This window comes from Methylophaga sulfidovorans, assembly GCF_900114205.1.
Taxonomy (GTDB): Bacteria; Pseudomonadota; Gammaproteobacteria; order Nitrosococcales; family Methylophagaceae; genus Methylophaga; species Methylophaga sulfidovorans.
In genome coordinates this window covers 108,184-126,285 of the sequence record NZ_FOSH01000009.1, presented here as the reverse complement: position 1 = coordinate 126,285, position 18,102 = coordinate 108,184, and the positions used below count along the sequence as shown (strand labels likewise).

The window sequence follows — 18,102 nt, the reverse complement described above, 5'->3', positions numbered from 1 at the left end:
GTTTTTACTGGCATGAGTAAATGGTATCAATCCACCGTATTAAACCAGCTAGCTATCCGAAAGCGTGTATTTATTGGCTTTGCTAGTCTTGCGTTGATCTCTCTCTTTATTGTAATTGTGAATTTATTCTCACTAACAAACGTAGAAAAATTATTTGGCGATTACTCTAAATCAATTTCTTATACACGTCTGATGTCTGAAGTTGAAGCCGATATCATTGAACTTAACCGAAAAATATTAGTTTTTCGTATCACAGATAGTCAGTCGTCTATTGCTGATATTCAGAAGCTTTTAAAAAGCTTAAAAATAAGTATAAAAACACTCTCCGTGTCCTCTGAATCTAGCCAAGGAGCAGCAAAGATTTATCCCAAATTCATGTTATCGATTGAAAATTTATATGAAAAAATTGCTAAGTTAAATGACGAACGAACAGTATTAAAGCAATTACACATTCAGCTAGATAATGGTTTTAACAATGTGTATGACATGCTCGACACTATGACCAAACAGCACAAAGAAACACAAGATGTGGTTTTACTATATGAAATACGTTCTTCTATAGCTTTTGCCCAAAATCAAATCACACAGTATTTTCAAAGTCGCGCAAATAAAACTCGTTTGAATTTCATCGAAAAATTCAATATTGCCAAGACTGATATCACACGCTATTCAGAGTTAGAAACAACCTCCGAGAAAGAAAAACAATTACTCACTAAACTAAATAATCAATTAGATACCTTAAAAAAAACGTTCTTTCGCACTGTACAGGCTGATCGTAATTTTGTGTTTTTAGTTAATGTGGTTATTGCTGGCGAGGCTTCAGAATTAAAAAGTTTGTCCATTCAGTTAAAAGACTATTCAATTGAAAGGCAGGTTTCTCTACTCAGTGATACGAACGATAACCTTAAACTCTATAAGTTCATCGCTTTCGTTGGTTCCTTTTTCTTAATGTTAATCGCTATTCTGATTTCTAGTCGTGTCAGTCAAGCCATAACAAAGCCGATATCTGATATTAGCAAAACTTTTGGAGATATTAGTAAAGGCCTAGAGATAAAATCTATTCCAGGTATAAATCGTCAGGATGAAATCGGTACACTAGCTCGCTCTGCTACTCTCTTCAAACAAAATGCTGATGAGACAAAGCGGTTACTGAATGAGACCAAAGAGTTAGCCAAAGCCTTAAGTTTAAGAGAAGTAGAGCTTGAGTTGTCAGCCAAGAAAGCTAACTTAGCCGCTGATACAAAAAGTGCTTTTCTAGCCAATATGAGCCATGAAATAAGAACGCCAATGAACGGTATCCTTGGCATGATTAATCTGTTAAGTGATACCCAGCTCACGGAAAAACAACATCAGTTTGCCCACAATATTAAAATCAGTGCCGAATCATTGATGCGAATCATTAATGATATTCTGGATTATTCAAAAATTGAGTCTGGCAAGCTCTCTATTGAAGAAACGTCCTTTAATCTAGAAAAACTGATTTCAGATATTGGTAGAGTAGTCGAACCCAACGCACATAATAAAGGCCTGCAGGTACTCTGCCCTGCCAATGCAATTGAGAATGTACATATTATTTCTGACTCCGTAAGACTCAGGCAAATACTGCTAAACCTCCTCTCTAATGCTATTAAATTTACCGAGAGTGGCAGCATCGAACTGAGCGTGATAATTAAGTCAGTAGATGAATCTTCACTGAGTATTAGTTTTTCAGTAAAAGATACCGGTATTGGTATATCTGAAAATGAGTTGGGAAATCTATTTGAGCGGTTTAGTCAGCTCGACTCAGCACTTACAAGAAAAGCCGGCGGTACAGGCTTAGGTTTAGCCATTAGTGCAGAGCTAGTCAGTATGTTGGGCGGTAAACTCGAAGTTAAGTCCAATGTTGGTGAAGGTAGCACTTTCTACTTTACTATTGAAGTAAAGAAAATTGAGGATACCGTACCACGTCAATTGACAGCCAGTTCTACACAGTTTTTTGTTTACACTAATGATGAAAAATTTGGCGCATATCTAAGCAGTTTATTTTCAAAATGGGGAAGCGAGTTACAGCTCACATCATCATTATTATTGATAGAAAGCACCGTTAATCGGGAAGATAATGACTTAGTTTTACTTGTGGATAGCACCATGCTGAATCACATCAATGAAACAAAACTAAAGCAACTCAAATCAAAAAAAATCAAAATTATCCTACTCTCATCGTTAGCAGATGACTTTAGTCACTCTATATTAAATGACTTGTCTGACGAGACGGTCATTAAACCTGTTGGTGCTTCAGATTTGTTTAATGCCAGTTGTTCATTAACTGAGCAATTTACAGCACAGCATACATGGGAAACTAACAGTCAGTTTGATGCGCCAGTGCAACCCGAATTTTCATCAATAATACTATTAGTTGAAGATGATGAGATAAATCAAATGGTGGCAAAAGGCATTTTGGCAAAATACGGTATTAGTGTCGACATAGCTGAAAATGGTGAAGCAGCTTTAAATAAACTACGTGAAAAACACTACGATATGGTGTTAATGGACTGCATGATGCCGATTATGGACGGTTTTACTGCAACACAACGCTTACGCGATGGTCACGCTGGCGATTTAAATCTGTCTATTCCTGTAATTGCTTTAACAGCCGATGTGATGGAAGGCGTAAAAGAAAAATGTCTATCGGCTGGTATGTCTGACTATATAACAAAACCAATTATGCCCGATACCTTGTTAGATATACTAAAAAAATGGCTTTAGGCAGTAACATCTTTGAGCATTTTTTCCATTAGCAATCGTAACTGAACCGCTTTAATCGGTTTATGCAATAGTAAAAAGTCTTGTTGTTTAATCTCGTTAACAACGCTTTCACTGGTATCACCGGTGATAATAATGGTGGGGGTTTTTCCAATTATCGTCTCAATATGTGATACGAAACTGCAGCCATTATATTGACCAGGCATCCTATAATCGACGAGTAAAAAGTCTGGTTTTTTACCAGCATTAATATCTTCAATAGCGACTTCTGTAGACGTATAAGTATGGTAATCGCAGCCCCATCCTTCTAGTAATTCAGTCATCGCCTCAACAATCTTAACTTCATTATCTACGATCATTACCTTCAGATCTTGCAGTTTATTTAAGCGTTGTGGCGCGGCAGTTTCTTGATATTGGCTGACGTTTTGTTCACTACTGAGGGGCAAACACAAAGTTATTTCCGTCCCTTTATTCACTTCTGAATGAATCTGAAGTGAATGTTCAAGTAAAGACATGATACGACGTACGATAGCTAGCCCCAGACCTAAACCCTTTTGCCTGTTTCTTTCAGGGTTATCCAGCTGCACAAACTCGTCAAAAATATCATTAAGCGAGTCTTTTGGTATGCCAATGCCGGTATCAACAATATGAAGCTGGATATGTTTATTATCTTTCTCAGAAATGAAAACCTTTATACCACCCTGCTTTGTGTACCGAATGGCGTTCACTAAAAGGTTTGTTATGACTCGTTCAATCAGTAAGGGATCACTAAAAACGATATGCCTTGTTTTTTCTATGTCCAGACTGAGATGATGTCTCATCGCATCAAGTCGAAATTGCGGTTCTATCTTGTCTAACAAGCTACGTATATCAAAACTAACTTTATTGGCCTGAACGATATTCGCATCAAGTCGAGAGATATCGAGCAAAACATCCAATAGTTCATTCAATGATTGAAGCCCCTGTTGGATATTACTTAAATCTTGTTGTTGTGTGGGAACTGTTAGCTTTTGACTGAGCAACTCAGTAAACAGACTAATCGCATGTAAAGGTTGGCGAAGGTCATGACTGGCTGAGGCCAAAAAGCGCGACTTATCACGGTTAGCCTTATCGGCCAGCTCTTTTTGTTCTTGTAGATCTGTAATAAGGTCTAAGTTCTCATATTGTAATCTCAATGATTGCGTGATGACTTTGTAGAGATTAAGACAGAATGCGAACGTTGCAGCCAAATAAACAATAGCACCGAAGCCCATCCAATTATAAAAATGTTTATCCTGCAATAACATATTGATACTAAGCGGGAGCATGATAGGCAGAGAAAATGCAACATAAGCTAACGGTCTGGCCGACAATGAAGCCAGACTGCCAGCAAGCATACAAACATAGGTCAGGATAATGAATGCCAGAATTGAAATATTCGCTGGATCAAAAAACAGAATCCCAGCACTTCCCCAAATGCATCCAGATAAACCTGCTAGCAGCACCTGTACTTTGCCATAACGAAATATTTCTTCAGCCTGTGCTTTCTGCGAGTCTAAGCTTAGATAGTGTTTCCAACGCACAACAATCAATAGACACAACACGCTAAACCACATGATAGCCATCAACGAATGCGGTGTATTCTGCATGACTAATGTCATCGGTATCGCACCCAGCGCGTTACCAATAAGTGTCGCTGGGCAATTCCGGTGGGCAATCAGGATTTTTTCAATATCTATCTGTTGCTGATAAGGCCCCAGATCATTTGATGCTGGCTGACTGGTGAGTCGAAACATTAATCCAAACCAAGCTGATGAGCTTTTTTACTGGACTCGGAACGACTTTGTGTCCCCAGTGCCTGAAAAATAGCACTGACGTGTGACTTCACTGTCGGCATGCTGACCGATAATTGTTCTGCAATCGCCTGATTAGAGAAGCCTTGCCTCATCAGCCTTAAAACTTCCAGTTGTCGCTTTGTAATATTGTGCTGTCTTGCCCACTCCTCTGCTCCAGGTTTTAGATCTGAAGCAGCATTGTCCGGAAACACTTTCTGCCCAGACATGACTTTTTCAATCGTGTTAAGAATGGTTTCACCTGAAGAAGATTTAGGAATAAAACTCATCGCGCCGAGGTTAAATGCGGTATCGATATCTATCGGATCGGATGAAGCTGAGACAATAATAATCGGCACCAGACAGGATGAATCCGATAAAGACTGTAACAGTTCAAAACCATCCATTATCGGTAAACGAAGATCAATCAACGCAACGTCATATTGTCCCGACATTAACTTATCAAAAGCCTCTTGGCCGTTATTGACCGTTTCAATGATATCAATGCTATCGGCTTTGCTAAGTAAGGCTGTTAAGCCATCTAAAAATAACTGATGGTCATCAACCAGTAATAGTTTCACGTCTGAGCCTCTGTCTTTTATTATTGTTATTGGTCATTATTCATAATTTTGAAAAATCAGCCTAGTCTTAAATGAAAAAAAGCCGTTTTAAGCACTAATAAACAGCTATTGTTCGAAGGTCTGAACTGGATGCCAGAAGAACTCTGGCATGACGTTCCTTTTTTAGGCGCTGTGCAGGGCAAATACCCCGTCATTTCTAATGTTCTAATCATTCCAGATAACCTGGTCATTCCAGCGAATGCTGAAATTCAGACCTAACAACAATAACCCGTCATTCCAGCGGATGCTGGAATCCAGTCCGAACTTGAAAAAAAGCCGCCATTGATGACGGCTTTTTGCATGCGTTGAATGTTGAATTTAACCTTGACTCATACGACGACGTATACCGATAAATCCCAACAGTGCTGGTGCAAACAAGAAAATGGCTGCCGGTACGGGTACCGCACTGACACTTTCAGTAATCACCAGATTGGCAAAGGTATCACCGAAAACCACATCAAAATCGAACCCACTCATCAGCGGTAGAATGATGTTATCAAAATTGCCGACTAAACTGCTGAAGGTCATAAAGTTGAAGATCCCGGCTTTAAGTTCTGAACCGATAAAATCAAAACTCAACACACCCGCCAATGTCGCCACACCATTTACAGCAAATACATCCGTACTGTTACCATCAAACTCGATATTCATTACACCAAATGTACCTTGGGTGTAATTGCCATTCACCGTCAGTTTACCGATAGAGTTACCTGGGGTCAGGCTGGCATAATTGGTATAGCTGGTGCCGTTCACTAACACATTGCTATTAATCACGCCGTGACCGTTCAAGTTACCGCCATTAATCTTGACGTTCTTTTGGTTCATGCTGCCATTTATTGTGGTGCTGCCAGCCGTTTGAATAAACTCACCACTGCCAGACACAATGTGACCATCTGTCGTAACAAATTGACCAGAGTTAGTGATGATGCCGTTATTTTTTAATGTCCCTTGATTGGATAAGACACCTGCATTCTCAATCACTGCTTGGTTGTTGACCACACCAAAGTTAGTGAAGTTACCGCTAGTTTTATTGCTTATCTTTGAGGTATTCGATAGCGAACCAGTGGAGGCATTGGTCAGTTTTCCTTCATTGGAGAGGCTATTTTTATTATACAAAAGCCAGTGATTATTAAACTCACCAGTGTTAGTGATGACACCGGTATTCTCCATGCCAAGATTATTGAACTCACCGGCATTAGCAAATGTGTTGTTGTTATAAAACTCCCCGGTATTATTAAAAAGCGCACCAGTGTTATTCGTTATGCGACCTGCATTAGTGAGTCTATTATCGCTAATGAATCGATCGCTATTATTGATTTGGCCGGATGAAGCCACATTAAGAGCACCGGAGGCTGAGTTGGTCAGCTGACCGCTATTGTTCAGTAACCCCTCTACGTTGAACTCATCGTTATTATTGAGCACGCCGGTATTATTGATCGTCGCACCGACTTTATTTTTTAAGACAGAGGCATTAGTCAGTGTGCCAGCATTCTCAACGGTGCCGCTATTTACAAACACGCCATTATTAACAATATTGCCTCCAGCCTTGTTTGTGATGGTAGCGGAGTTATTCAGCGTACTGCTGTCATTATTATTTATCACGCCAGTATTGGTAATGGTGTTTTCATTATCCAGCAGCCAATAACTTGTCAGCGTGCCGGCATTGGCAATAGTCCCCGTATTTTGAAGGCCGACAGAGTTAATTGCCCCTTCACTATTCAAGGTGCCATTGTTTAAAAACTCTTCCGTGTTATTGATTGTGCCGTTAACCGCATTATTGATAACACCATAATTTATCAGCCGAGCCTCATTTGACAGCATTCCCCGATTTGTCATCGTGCCCGTACTGGACAGTGTCATCTCAGCCGAACCAGTATTACTGATGTAATTATAGTTAGTTAACTGGCCACTGGTTGAAAACGCACCGGTATTATTTATTTGTCGGTTATTAATCAAGGCGCCATTATTCGCTAAGGTACCTGAGTTATTCAGCGTGCCATCGTTCGTTAAAGTGCCCGAAGCACTGTTGGTGAGTAAGGTTTCATTATCAAACTGACTGTAATAGCTCATATTAAACTCACCTTCATTGGTGATGTTCGAGGGTGAATTTTTCTGATTGAGTAATTTACCCTTCAGGTTAAGGGTGCCATCAGATTTATTGATGAGGGTATTAACGTTAGTAAAGTCTGCATAGTCATCAATCAAAAACTGGCTGTAATTATTTACTGTGGCGCTATTAACAAACTTACCCTGTTCAATAAATTGGCCGTGATTATTGATATCGCCATAATTTGCCATTGTGGAATATAAAGTGAAGGTAAATGTGCCTTTATTGTTCAGCACACCGCCATTGGCAAACACACCGCTGTTGAGGAATTGCCCGTTTTCGTTGTTATTTAAAGTGCCAGCATTAGCAAATTGACCACTATCTGAGTTAATCAAGCTACCCGCATTATTGAGTGTGCCGGTTTCGTTATTTCTGATAATGCCGTGATTGGTTAAGTTGCCACCGGTCTGATTGCTGAGTATGCCATTGTTATTCAAACTTGCTGTTGTATGATTAACAAAACTAGCCATATTAGCGTTGTCGAATCTGCCAGTTTGCTGATTGTTGAAAGTTGCGTGATTATGTACGATACCATTTGCTTGATTATTGAAGGCAGAAGCGTTGGTAAATTGAGCACCACTGTTATTATTAACTACTCCGTTGTTATTGAACGTGGCATCCTTCTCATTAGACATCGTGGCATTGTTGTTTATTGTGCCATTATTCTCTAGCTTACCCTTTTTATACTCGTTATCAAGGTAAGTATAGCCAGCTCTATTTACGAAATTGCCATCATTTGTAATCAAACCTGTATTCGTAAATTTATAAAATGTGGTGAATGAATGACTGGTGTTATTGTTTAGTTGATCTGAGTTAAGGAATATACCCTCATTTTCTACGCTAGAGTCATTTTGAAAAACACCTTCATTTTTAAAAGATGAACCGATTCTATTATGAAGAAATCTATTATTCTGAAATATGCCTGAGGCTCTGTTCTCAACTTGGCCATAACTGTTATTAAAAAACAATCCCGTATTTTCGTATAGACCGGCGTTTGTAATCTTTCCGTAATTTTTCATCGTGGGCAGCGATGTACCGTTATTTGTTACCACCCCATCTTGGTCAATGAATATATTGCCACTGTTACGATGCTCACCGGTCATTTCCCATCTACCATTGGTAGAGATATAACCGCCACTAGAATTCTCAAGGTAATGAGACTTAAAGACGGAGTTACGGCCATTCTGGATAGCCGCTTTATTCAGAATCTTGCCTCTATAACTATCAAAGGTGGCATTATTCTCGATTAAGTGCTCATTGCTTATCCAACCCCGGTTATCGATTAAGCCATTATTAATTACAGTGCCAGAAGTCATATTGACAAAACTATTACCACCACCCGATTTAAATAGATTGCCACCTGCTGTAATAGTTATTTTACTCGCGTTTTTATATCCATCTAAGCCGATATAACCATCGCTGACGGTGATGGGGGATGTGTTTGTACCATGGAGTCCTGTGACAGCATGCACAACTGATGGTGCCAGTAAAAATGAGCTGCACAGCAACGTAGTAGAGAGCGACAGAAACTGTCGTTGTTTATTTATCATCACTCGGATTCCTTGCGTTTGTGCAACCCAGCCACCTTGTTAAACAACAAGGCCTGTAGCTTTCCGTCCCTGATTCACACCAAGTTTGGCCGATTAAATAACACGCCGATCATAATGAAATGGAGTTATAGCGACTATCAGCCAAAAGTATGATTTTGTGAGAAAAATAAAATAAGCAATAAAAAAGGGAGTCAATGACTCCCTCTTAAATAGCATGTGATAAGAAATTACTTCGCTTTTTTATCTTTGCACGAACGTTTTTCGTCTTTATATTTTTTATGGGCGGCTTTGGCTTCTTCTTTCGTCACCTGGCCATCACCATTGGCATCCATTTTTTCAAAGCGTTTTAATGCTGCAGTTGTGGCTTCGTCTTTAGTGATAACGCCATCACCGTTGGTATCAATATGAGCGAAATACCCTTTTTTGTCATGTTTTGCCATTGCATCAGTTGAGGCTGGATCAGCCAATGTGACCGAACTAATAGCCATGGCGGCTAATACTGAGAAAAGTGCTGTTGATAATGTTTTCATCGTGAATCCCTCTTATATTTGATTGGGATTTTTAGACTACGCTGAAGAGAGTTAAGAAATGGTTATCACATTCAAACAAAGCGATATTATTTTTCTATCGCCGTTTTTATATAGGCTACAGCTTGTTTAATTTGTGATTCATCTGAAAAACGTCCCAGGCTGATACGTAATGACGAGCCGGCTTCCTCATCTGTCAGACCAATCGCTTTTAATACATGTGAAAGCAAGACCATTTCACTATTACATGCTGATCCAGTAGAGGCACAGACATTGGGCTGGAGTTTTTCTAAGAGCTTGTTTGCATCGCAGCCGATGAATTGCACATTAAGGTTACCAGGGTGGCACTGAGTTTGCGTGCCATTGAGTTTGAATGGAATATTCGCTTCTTCCAGCTGTTGCAGAAAGAAACGTTTTAGATGCGATAACTTTTCACGGTTACTTTTCGCTTCTTGTTTGGTGATTCGCATAGCTTCAGCAAAACCGACACAAAGTGGCGTTGCCAAGGTGCCTGAACGCATCCCAAACTGCTGCCCTCCTCCCTGAATGAACGGTGGTAGCTCTGCCTGCAGATCATTTTTAATATAAAGCGCACCGATGCCTTTGGGACCATAGACTTTATGGGCAGACAAACTCAGCATATCGACATTCCAGTCTTTCACATCAATATCTATAGCTTCAGGTGCTTGTGCGGCATCACAATGAAATAAAGCACCTGATTGATGGGCCATTTCAGCAAACCTTTTTACATCCTGAATAGTGCCGATTTCATTATTGACGGCCATAATGCAGACCAATAAGGTTTGTTCAGACAATAAAGATTGATAAGCATCAACATCAATCAAACCCGAGCTATGCACCGGGATTTCTTTAACTTTGTAACCTAATTTAGCCGCGTAAAAATGGGCAGCATTTTTAATGCATTTGTGCTCAATTTCACTGATAAGAATGTCACGGCGATCTGTAGTATTTCCAAATATCATACTGGCAATCGCTTGATTGTTTGACTCTGTCGCACCAGAGGTAAAAATCACTTCTTCAGAAGAGGCATTAATACAGTTTTCAATCGTGCTACGCGCGGCCTCAACCGCTGCCGCTGATTGCTGACCTAACACATGTGCTGTCGAATGTGGATTAGCAAAAATCTCATGATTATAGGGTGCCATAACGCTAACAACGCGAGGTTCTAATGGCGTTGTTGCCTGATAATCTAGGTATATTGAACTACCGGTTTGCATTGACTGCTCCACATTTACGACGTCACACACGAAGAGATACAACAAAGGTTGACCGTATAGGATAGCGAGAAAAGCCTGTTACTGGCTACGTTTAAAACGATTTTTTATCTGATAAGAAAATTAAGTGAATGACCATCAGGCCTGGTTTCAAACTGACACCAGCTCAACTTCGATACTATGTACGGCGCTACTTTGGCCAATATCAGTCTTTGCACCATCATTAAGAACATTGATATTTGCGCCAGACTTTTCCAAGGAAGGCCATCGACCTTTCGGTAATAAAGCCACCCCGAGCGGCACTCGATCACTAGCGACAACAACAACCTCAAGCGTGCCATAGTGATTTCTCAGAGTGATTTTCTGGCCTGAAACGAGTTGTCTGTCTGCAAGTTCTTGTGGGTGAATGCTAACGGTGGCTTCACCAATTTTCATGGCAATCTTGTCATCATTGCCATAACTGAAATTCATCAGAAAAGGATCGGCTGGTGATAAAAGTCGTAGATAATGGGATTTTGGTGATTGATCTGCAATGGCTGTAGGGCTTCGGCTTAAACCAGCTGCCAGCCAGTTATCTGATGCGACGTCAATTTTGCTACTGGCTGTTGGGAAGACACCATCAGCATAGTGAATAAGCGGTTGTTCAGACCATGGCATACTGCCCTTCTCTCTCAGTTCATCAAAACTGATGGGCATATCAAGTTGTTCGAAGATCTGATCAATCAGGCTTTGGTCGGACTCAAATAATGCTGTATCGGTAAAGCCCATTGCTGCAGCTAAACGGCGAAATATTTCCTGATTAGGTAAGCTCTCAGCGATAGGTTCGATGACTTTATTAATAGCTGAGACGTCATAGTGAAAATAAGGCAACAAGACATCATCAAATTCAAGAAATGAAGATGCTGGCAGGATATAGTCAGCAAAAGCTGTGGTATCGGTATGAAACAGATCAATAGCAATATGGAATAAATCATCACGCCTTAGCGCCTGATGTAATGCTTTCTGCTGAGGGTTAGAGGCAGCAATATTATTATTCCAGGAAAACAAGGCCTTGCTCTTTTCTGGATCGGCCAATGTCTCAGCCAGATCCATATGGCTGATAGCCTCAGCGGGAGCAGCGTTCAAAGCCGCACCACTTAGCCAGTCAAGATTAATCTGACGAGACTCAGAACCATTAATATACAAAAATCCGCTACCGGGCTTGCCGATGTTACCTGTGCCGGCAATCAACAAACTGGCAGAACGCATGATATTTCCTGCGTGAGTTTGCCGCTGTAATGCTTGTCCTAACCACAACATTGACCGTCCGAAGCCAAACCATTCTGCAGCTGTTTCGATATCAGTGACTGACAGGCCAGTAATCGCAGCAGCGACTTCAGGTGTGGTTTTATGAATATCATCAACAATTTCATCCCAACCTAATACCGAGTTGGCAATAAAGTCCTGGTCCAAATTATCGTTACGCGCAAGAACATGCAATAAGGCAAACGCCAGTAGCGCGTCGGTTCCCGGTCTGAGTTGCAGATGTAAATCAGCGAAATCAGCCGTTTCATGGCGAATAGGATCAATCACAATGACTTTGGCATGTTGTTTAACATCCGGTAGCCAACGTTTGTGCACATGAGGTGCACTGGCAGAAGGATTGGCTCCCCAGATAATAAGGCAATCCGTATCCTTTGCTGTGCGGGGATCAAAGCCATTCATTGAGTCACCAAACATCAGGCTCAATGTTTCATGTCCGGCCTTATTACAGACCGTGTCGGGATCCACTTCTGTCGCCCCGAGACGATTAAAAAAACGTAAAGGAAAGTTACCAGCAATAAGCGAGCAGATCCCGGTGTAGTGGGTATGGAAAATTGATTGGACACCAGACTGTTCGATAATTGACTGAAGCCGTTGCGAAATATCACTTAAGGCCTCATCCCAACTCACTTCCTGATATGAATGTGTACCTTTAGGACCTGTACGCCGTAATGGATGGCTTAAGCGTTTTTGGGGATCAATCCAGACACCGTTATAGACAAAGGCACATTTGGCACAAAGTGCACCGTGGGTCATTTCATGATCACTGTCACCAAGAACTCGGTTAATTTTGCCGTCAATAACAATAGCTGAAATGCCACAACTGTCATAACAGTCTCGTGGGCAGGAAGTCTTGATGGTAGTTTTTTCAGAACGACGCATTATCTATTTCTCCGATCACTTGAGTCAGAATTGAAGACGTCGTTGTCGGTGTGCTGTTGAGATAATACAGTAGAAAAATGGATTGTTACTACAAGCCATAAAAAAAACTGTTACCGATGAGGAGTGGTATCGGTAACAGTTACAAGGTCATCATTAGCAAGTTATTTTTTGGTTAACTCTTGATACTTATTGATATCTGTTTGATTCTTCGTCTGTTGTTGGTCATCAACAAGGCTACTGGTAATGCTATCTGCTTTTTTGGATTCAAAGCCTTTGTTGTCGTCGGCAACAGCTACAGCGGCTGAACTGGCTAAACTTAAAGCACTGATTGAGAGAAAAGTATTTAATCTGTTCATAGGATGACTCCTTAAATTGACTGAGCTAATGCTTAGCTACAGTTCTGTTATAAACCTACGAAACTGAATTCTTGCTGAACGAGATTAAGCAAAGCTTAAGTAAGCAAGCAATAAAACAAAATGTGTTAACCACTTCGAATTATTATGCAAATAAATGATAAGGAGAGATACCAGTCCAACGTTTGAAAGCACGGCGAAAATTATTCATATCATTAAAACAAAGATATTCAGCAATTTGCTGACTATTCATTTGTTGCACTTCGTATAAATAAATAGCTGTGTGCTTTCTGACTAAATCCAGTTGTTGCTGAAAACTGGTGTGATGTTTTTTTAGCTTACGTTTCATTGATGCCGGACTGACTCCAAAAGCAAATGACACCTTATCCAGATTAAGCGGTTCATTGATATGCAGTTGAATATATTCATAAAGTTGGTCGAGAAAACTGTATTGACTATATTCCTCTGCTAACTGCTTATCGCTTTCTTTTAAAGCACCGTGAATGCCCAGTTTAAAGGCGTTAGGCCAGGGTTTATCCGGAAATTGTTTCGGTAAACGTAAACGGTTCATCTGCTGCTTAAAGCTAATGTTTTGCCCAAAGTTAACCCAATACTGTTCAATATATTCTGGCTCGTCGTAGCTGAATTCATACTGCCAGGGCATTTTTTCACCGGATAACCATGAGACCATGGAGACAAATGCCGACATAGTGGACTCAATAATAAAAGCATGTTGTTCATGACTACCCGTACTGTCAGTCCAATATAAAAATAGCTCCTCGCCATTTTCATAATATCGCGGCGTATAAAGTGGTGACAGAATAACGTGATAGTCACAAAGAATATCAATTGCCTGACGTAAATTAGTCACTTGTTGCAGCGCTTGACTCACCGCACCATAAAAGCCTGGTAACAAGCGTTGTCCATATAAAAAACTGATGTCATCAGCTTCGGTCAGTTTCTGACAGTTTCTGATTAAGCTGAGGTATTGATCTGGGCTAATCCGTTTATCAGCCGACTCAAAATCATCAAGCTTTAAACGTGTCCCCTTTAATAAGTGGTAGTCAGAAACATCGCGTGAAAGCGTCAACTCAACTAATACCGCAGGCTGATAATGCGGTACTAAGCATGGCGTATCAGTTTCATACCCCAATGTTTTAACAAGTTTTGCCATAATTTAACTAGCAGCAAGCGAACGTTGTTTAAGCTGACTCAACTGTAAATTTAAACGTTTGATAAGTGAATCAGAGTCATCGGTTTTTGCCATAGTGATTGCACTTGTCGCGCTCAGATAAACGCGCTGATGGTGGGTTTTGGTGCGATAGGCAAAACTGGCCACGGCATTTTGCAGATCGAGACTTAACTGCTTTGCTTCTGTTTCATTAGTATTGTGCAGCAAGATAATAAAACGATCTCCTGCCAAACGACAGATTAAATCTTCATCACGAAGATTCAGCAGTAATAACTGGCTAACCAGTTGCAGTATATGATCACCTTCCTCTACCCCATACAAACGATTAATGACGTTAAAGTCGTCCAAATCAATCGCTATTAAAGCCAGTGGTTGCTGCTGTTTTTTGCTTTCACTGAGGGATAATTTGAGCTGCTTTTTAAGATAGGCTGCACCACCGATGGGAATGAGCTTGTCAAATAAACGATGCTCACGGAAATAACGCTCACGTTTTACCATTTGAGCACTAATAGCAATCTCTTCCTGATGCCAGTGATAAATACCAATACTTAACAGAATTAATGCAAAGGGAATCGGCATACTCTCCAGCCAGTTATGCCAGATTAATGTCGAAGGCATATGAATGAATTCGTCTAAGAAATCCATGGACCATGAAAAAACAATCCCACATAAACCCAATGCTAATAACTGTGTGACTCTTCCTGCTGGTCGACTACGTAACAATAATGCCAGCCAGAAGCAGGCCAACAAAACCATACCTCCTTCTGACATAACATCGAGCCAGTTAATTGCCGATATGCTTTTTACCTCTCCCCAGCTTCTCATAATAGTGAAGCCAGTAATAACGGTTAGCAAAAGGCCTGAGAAATACGAGGTGTTTAAAAAGGGTCTTTTTTTCATTGATTTAACCAAGCTCAGACTCATTGAATTAGTCGAATGTCGGCGACACTACGCGAAAAAAATGACAGACTCATGACAATCTGTGCAGTCAAATCAGCTCACAAAAAATGGTTATTTTTTTATTTTTCTAGGCTGTTGTCAGTTATAAAAAAACAGGTATCTCATTGTTTCCATAGGACTTACCTAGTCATAACTCAGTATAGCTCAGCATTGAAAATCTTTATAAACCCTAAGTCATATCAGCTCAACGGCTAACAGAAAGTGTTTATAAGTTATTGATTTCAAACATTTTAAATTTTTACTGTCATCTAACTGTCATTTAGCCTCCATACACTTGCCGCCATCAAACCACTATGACGACAAGGGTAGTTATGAAAACAATAGACAGAAATATTGAGCGACCGAATTTCAAACTCAGTTTGATTGCACTCGGTATCGCCAGTGTTATGAACTCTGCTTATGCAGATGATGATATCAATCTGGAAAAAGTACGCGTCATCGGTCAGGCAGTACAGATTGATGAAGCCCTGAAAGAACAACGTAATTCAAATAGCATTGAAAGTGTTGTACATGCCGATGGCATCGGCCAGTTACCTGATGATAATGCTGCTGAAGCGTTAGAACGTTTGCCAGGTGTCTCAGTTGAGAACGATCAGGGCGAAGGCCGCTTTGTCACAGTTCGTGGTCTGGCTCCTGAGCTTAATGCCGTCAATATCAATGGTACCAATGTGCCGTCCCCCGAAAGTGGCACCCGTGCGGTTGCGCTTGATGTATTGCCCAGTGAATTAATCCAGTCATTGTCTGTGGTCAAAACGCTGACACCAGATATGGACGCGAACTCACTCGGTGGCACCATTAACGTTAAAAGTTTATCGGCATTTGATCATGACGGCTTGTTCTACACCCTCTCAGCTGAAGGCAGCCACGATGACAATATCGATAAAACCAGCCCCAAAGGCTCTGGTGCAGTGAGTAATATCTTTAGCATCGGCGATGGCGTTGATAACTTCGGCGTAGCTGCCGCATTAAGTTGGCAAAAACGTAAGTTTGGTTCAGATAATGTAGAAACAGGTGGTAAATGGAAATTTGATGGTCAGCCACGTCTGGAAGAACTCGAACAACGTGATTATGAAATTGAACGTGAACGCTTAGGTTTAGGGGTTAACTTCGATTATAAAGCTGATATTTACACAAACTATTACTTACGTACTTTATATAGTCGTTTCACCGATACAGAAACTCGTAATGCAGCAGGTATGGAGTTTGATAACCCACAACTGCCAAGTGAATCTGGCAATGGGGCAACCGGATATCGTGAATTAAAAGATCGTAAAGAAACACAAGAAATTCAATCGTATGTTTTTGGTGGTGAAAAAACCATTGGTTTATGGAAGATTGATGGCCAAATTGGTTATAGCCGTGCAAGTGAGGATACACCTGGTCATATAGGTGGAGCCAAATTCGAAGGCGGCTTCGATAATGTCGGATTCACAGGCACATCAAAACCAAAATTATTTGCCGGGGCTGATTATTACGATCCCAGCAGTTTCTCACTGGATAAAATCGAGTGGGAAGAACAAAAAACGACTGATACTGAGAAAAACGTAAAGTTTGATCTTGCACGCGATTTCACTATTCACAACTATGCATCACAAGTGAAGTTTGGTGGCAAATTATCTCGTCGTGAAAAAGATAATGATACCAATGCCTGGAAGTTTAAAAACTTTGGCTCGAACGATACCAGTTTAGCTGCGTTTGCTGGAAGTAATGTCGATTATTCATTAAATAATTATGGGCCTGGTATCAGTAGTTCGGCTGTAAAGAATTTGTTGTCAAAGCTGGATTTTGACAGCAACATCGATAAAGAAGAATCACGCATTAATGACTACGTCATGAATGAAGATATCAATGCAGCCTATGTAATGAATACGCTGGATCTGGATAACTGGACCATTATCGCGGGTATGCGATATGAACAAACGGACTTTAAAGCTAAAGGCACCGGTATTCGCGATGATGTTTTCCAGGAGATATCTAGTAAAAACAGTTACCACAACTGGTTACCAGGCCTCCATGCCCGTTATTACATCGATGATAATACGCAAGTAAGAGCCGCCTGGACCAATAGCGTTGTCAGACCGACATTTGAAGCCCTGGCACCTGGTTTTTCTATCGAAAGTGGTGATAAGGCCAGTTTTGGTGATCCTAGTCTGGATCCAATGACGGCTAAAAACTTTGATTTAGGCATCGAACACTATATGGGCCATGCAGGCGCTATCTCCGCTTATGGTTTCTATAAAGATATTTCTGACTTTGTGTATGAAACGGATATATCAGGCACAGGTGCATTCAAGAATTTCAAAGAAGCCAACACATTCAAAAATGGTGATACCGCAAAAGTCTATGGCTTAGAACTGGCCTACAGCCAAAAATTAAGCTGGTTACCCTCGCCCTGGAACGGTTTATTAGTCGGTGCCAACTTCACCATCAGTCATTCCGAAGCGGATATTGAAGGCCAGAATACAAAACGCAGTATCGATTTACCCGGTCAATCAAAACGAGTGGGTAATGTCATGCTCGGTTGGGAAAATGAAAAAGTCAGCATGCGTTTATCTGCTAATTACAAATCATCTTATCTAAAAGAAGTGGCTGCGGTTAGTGATAAACAACATGATGAGTATGTCGATGATCAGGTCTTTCTTGATTTCAGCAGCAGCTACTTTATTAGCAAAAATGCACAAATCAGCCTGGAAGCGAAAAACCTGACCGATGAACACTACTATGTTTATACCGGTAGCAGTACATACAACAATCAATATGAAGAATACGGTCCAACTATAAAAATTGGATTCACTTTAACAAACTTCTAAAACATATTGAT

General features: G+C 40.6%; 12 protein-coding genes and 1 riboswitch. Of the genes, 3 read left to right on the top strand and 9 right to left on the bottom strand.

Translation table 11 applies throughout. The features are described 5' to 3' along the window. Positions 1-12: 12 nt before the first annotated feature. Complete coding sequence (locus BM232_RS09330; RefSeq protein ID WP_091713851.1) at positions 13-2,745, top strand: response regulator; 2,733 nt, start codon at positions 13-15, stop codon at positions 2,743-2,745. On the opposite strand, the gene BM232_RS09325 is transcribed toward BM232_RS09330, so the two are convergent. Next, positions 2,742-4,517, bottom strand: coding sequence for a hybrid sensor histidine kinase/response regulator (locus BM232_RS09325; RefSeq protein WP_091713849.1), 1,776 nt, complete (start codon positions 4,515-4,517; stop codon positions 2,742-2,744). The two genes, BM232_RS09330 and BM232_RS09325, sit on opposite strands and share 4 nt — an antisense overlap. Beyond that, positions 4,517-5,134: a response regulator transcription factor gene (locus BM232_RS09320; protein WP_091713847.1), complete on the bottom strand. Its 618-nt coding sequence runs from the start codon at positions 5,132-5,134 to the stop codon at positions 4,517-4,519. Before BM232_RS09320 ends, BM232_RS09325 begins: the two co-directional genes overlap by 1 nt. A 129-nt stretch (positions 5,135-5,263) precedes the next feature. On the opposite strand from BM232_RS09320, the gene BM232_RS15220 reads away from it, so the two are divergent. After that, positions 5,264-5,392, top strand: coding sequence for a hypothetical protein (locus BM232_RS15220; protein ID WP_281248287.1), 129 nt, complete (start codon positions 5,264-5,266; stop codon positions 5,390-5,392). Between the two features lie 99 nt (positions 5,393-5,491). Here the strand turns inward: BM232_RS15220 and BM232_RS15115 are convergent, their stop codons facing one another. The 7 genes from BM232_RS15115 to BM232_RS09285 form a co-directional block, all read right to left on the bottom strand. Further along, a complete protein-coding gene (locus BM232_RS15115) occupies positions 5,492-8,830 on the bottom strand; it encodes a beta strand repeat-containing protein (protein ID WP_091713845.1) in 3,339 nt (1,112 codons plus the stop codon). 18 nt (positions 8,831-8,848) lie between these two features. Beyond that, positions 8,849-8,930, bottom strand: a riboswitch (cyclic di-GMP riboswitch). Between the two features lie 127 nt (positions 8,931-9,057). After that, complete coding sequence (locus tag BM232_RS09310) at positions 9,058-9,360, bottom strand: EF-hand domain-containing protein (protein ID WP_091713843.1); 303 nt, start codon at positions 9,358-9,360, stop codon at positions 9,058-9,060. A gap of 86 nt (positions 9,361-9,446) precedes the next feature. Further along, positions 9,447-10,595 (bottom strand): cysteine desulfurase family protein, encoded by a 1,149-nt coding sequence (locus tag BM232_RS09305; protein WP_091713841.1) that lies wholly within the window; start codon positions 10,593-10,595, stop codon positions 9,447-9,449. A 147-nt stretch (positions 10,596-10,742) separates the two neighbouring features. Continuing rightward, positions 10,743-12,776: a molybdopterin-containing oxidoreductase family protein gene (locus BM232_RS09300; protein WP_091713839.1), complete on the bottom strand. Its 2,034-nt coding sequence runs from the start codon at positions 12,774-12,776 to the stop codon at positions 10,743-10,745. A 161-nt stretch (positions 12,777-12,937) separates the two neighbouring features. Beyond that, complete coding sequence (locus BM232_RS09295) at positions 12,938-13,132, bottom strand: hypothetical protein (RefSeq protein WP_091713836.1); 195 nt, start codon at positions 13,130-13,132, stop codon at positions 12,938-12,940. 142 nt (positions 13,133-13,274) lie between these two features. Further along, positions 13,275-14,303: an AraC family transcriptional regulator gene (locus BM232_RS09290; RefSeq protein WP_091713834.1), complete on the bottom strand. Its 1,029-nt coding sequence runs from the start codon at positions 14,301-14,303 to the stop codon at positions 13,275-13,277. A 3-nt stretch (positions 14,304-14,306) separates the two neighbouring features. Next, positions 14,307-15,221 carry a GGDEF domain-containing protein gene (locus BM232_RS09285; RefSeq protein ID WP_091713831.1) on the bottom strand — a complete coding sequence of 305 codons (915 nt, stop codon included), beginning with the start codon at positions 15,219-15,221 and terminating at the stop codon, positions 14,307-14,309. Positions 15,222-15,592: 371 nt separating this feature from the next. On the opposite strand from BM232_RS09285, the gene BM232_RS09280 reads away from it, so the two are divergent. Beyond that, positions 15,593-18,091 carry a TonB-dependent receptor gene (locus tag BM232_RS09280; protein WP_091713829.1) on the top strand — a complete coding sequence of 833 codons (2,499 nt, stop codon included), beginning with the start codon at positions 15,593-15,595 and terminating at the stop codon, positions 18,089-18,091. The last annotated feature ends 11 nt before the right edge of the window (positions 18,092-18,102 follow it).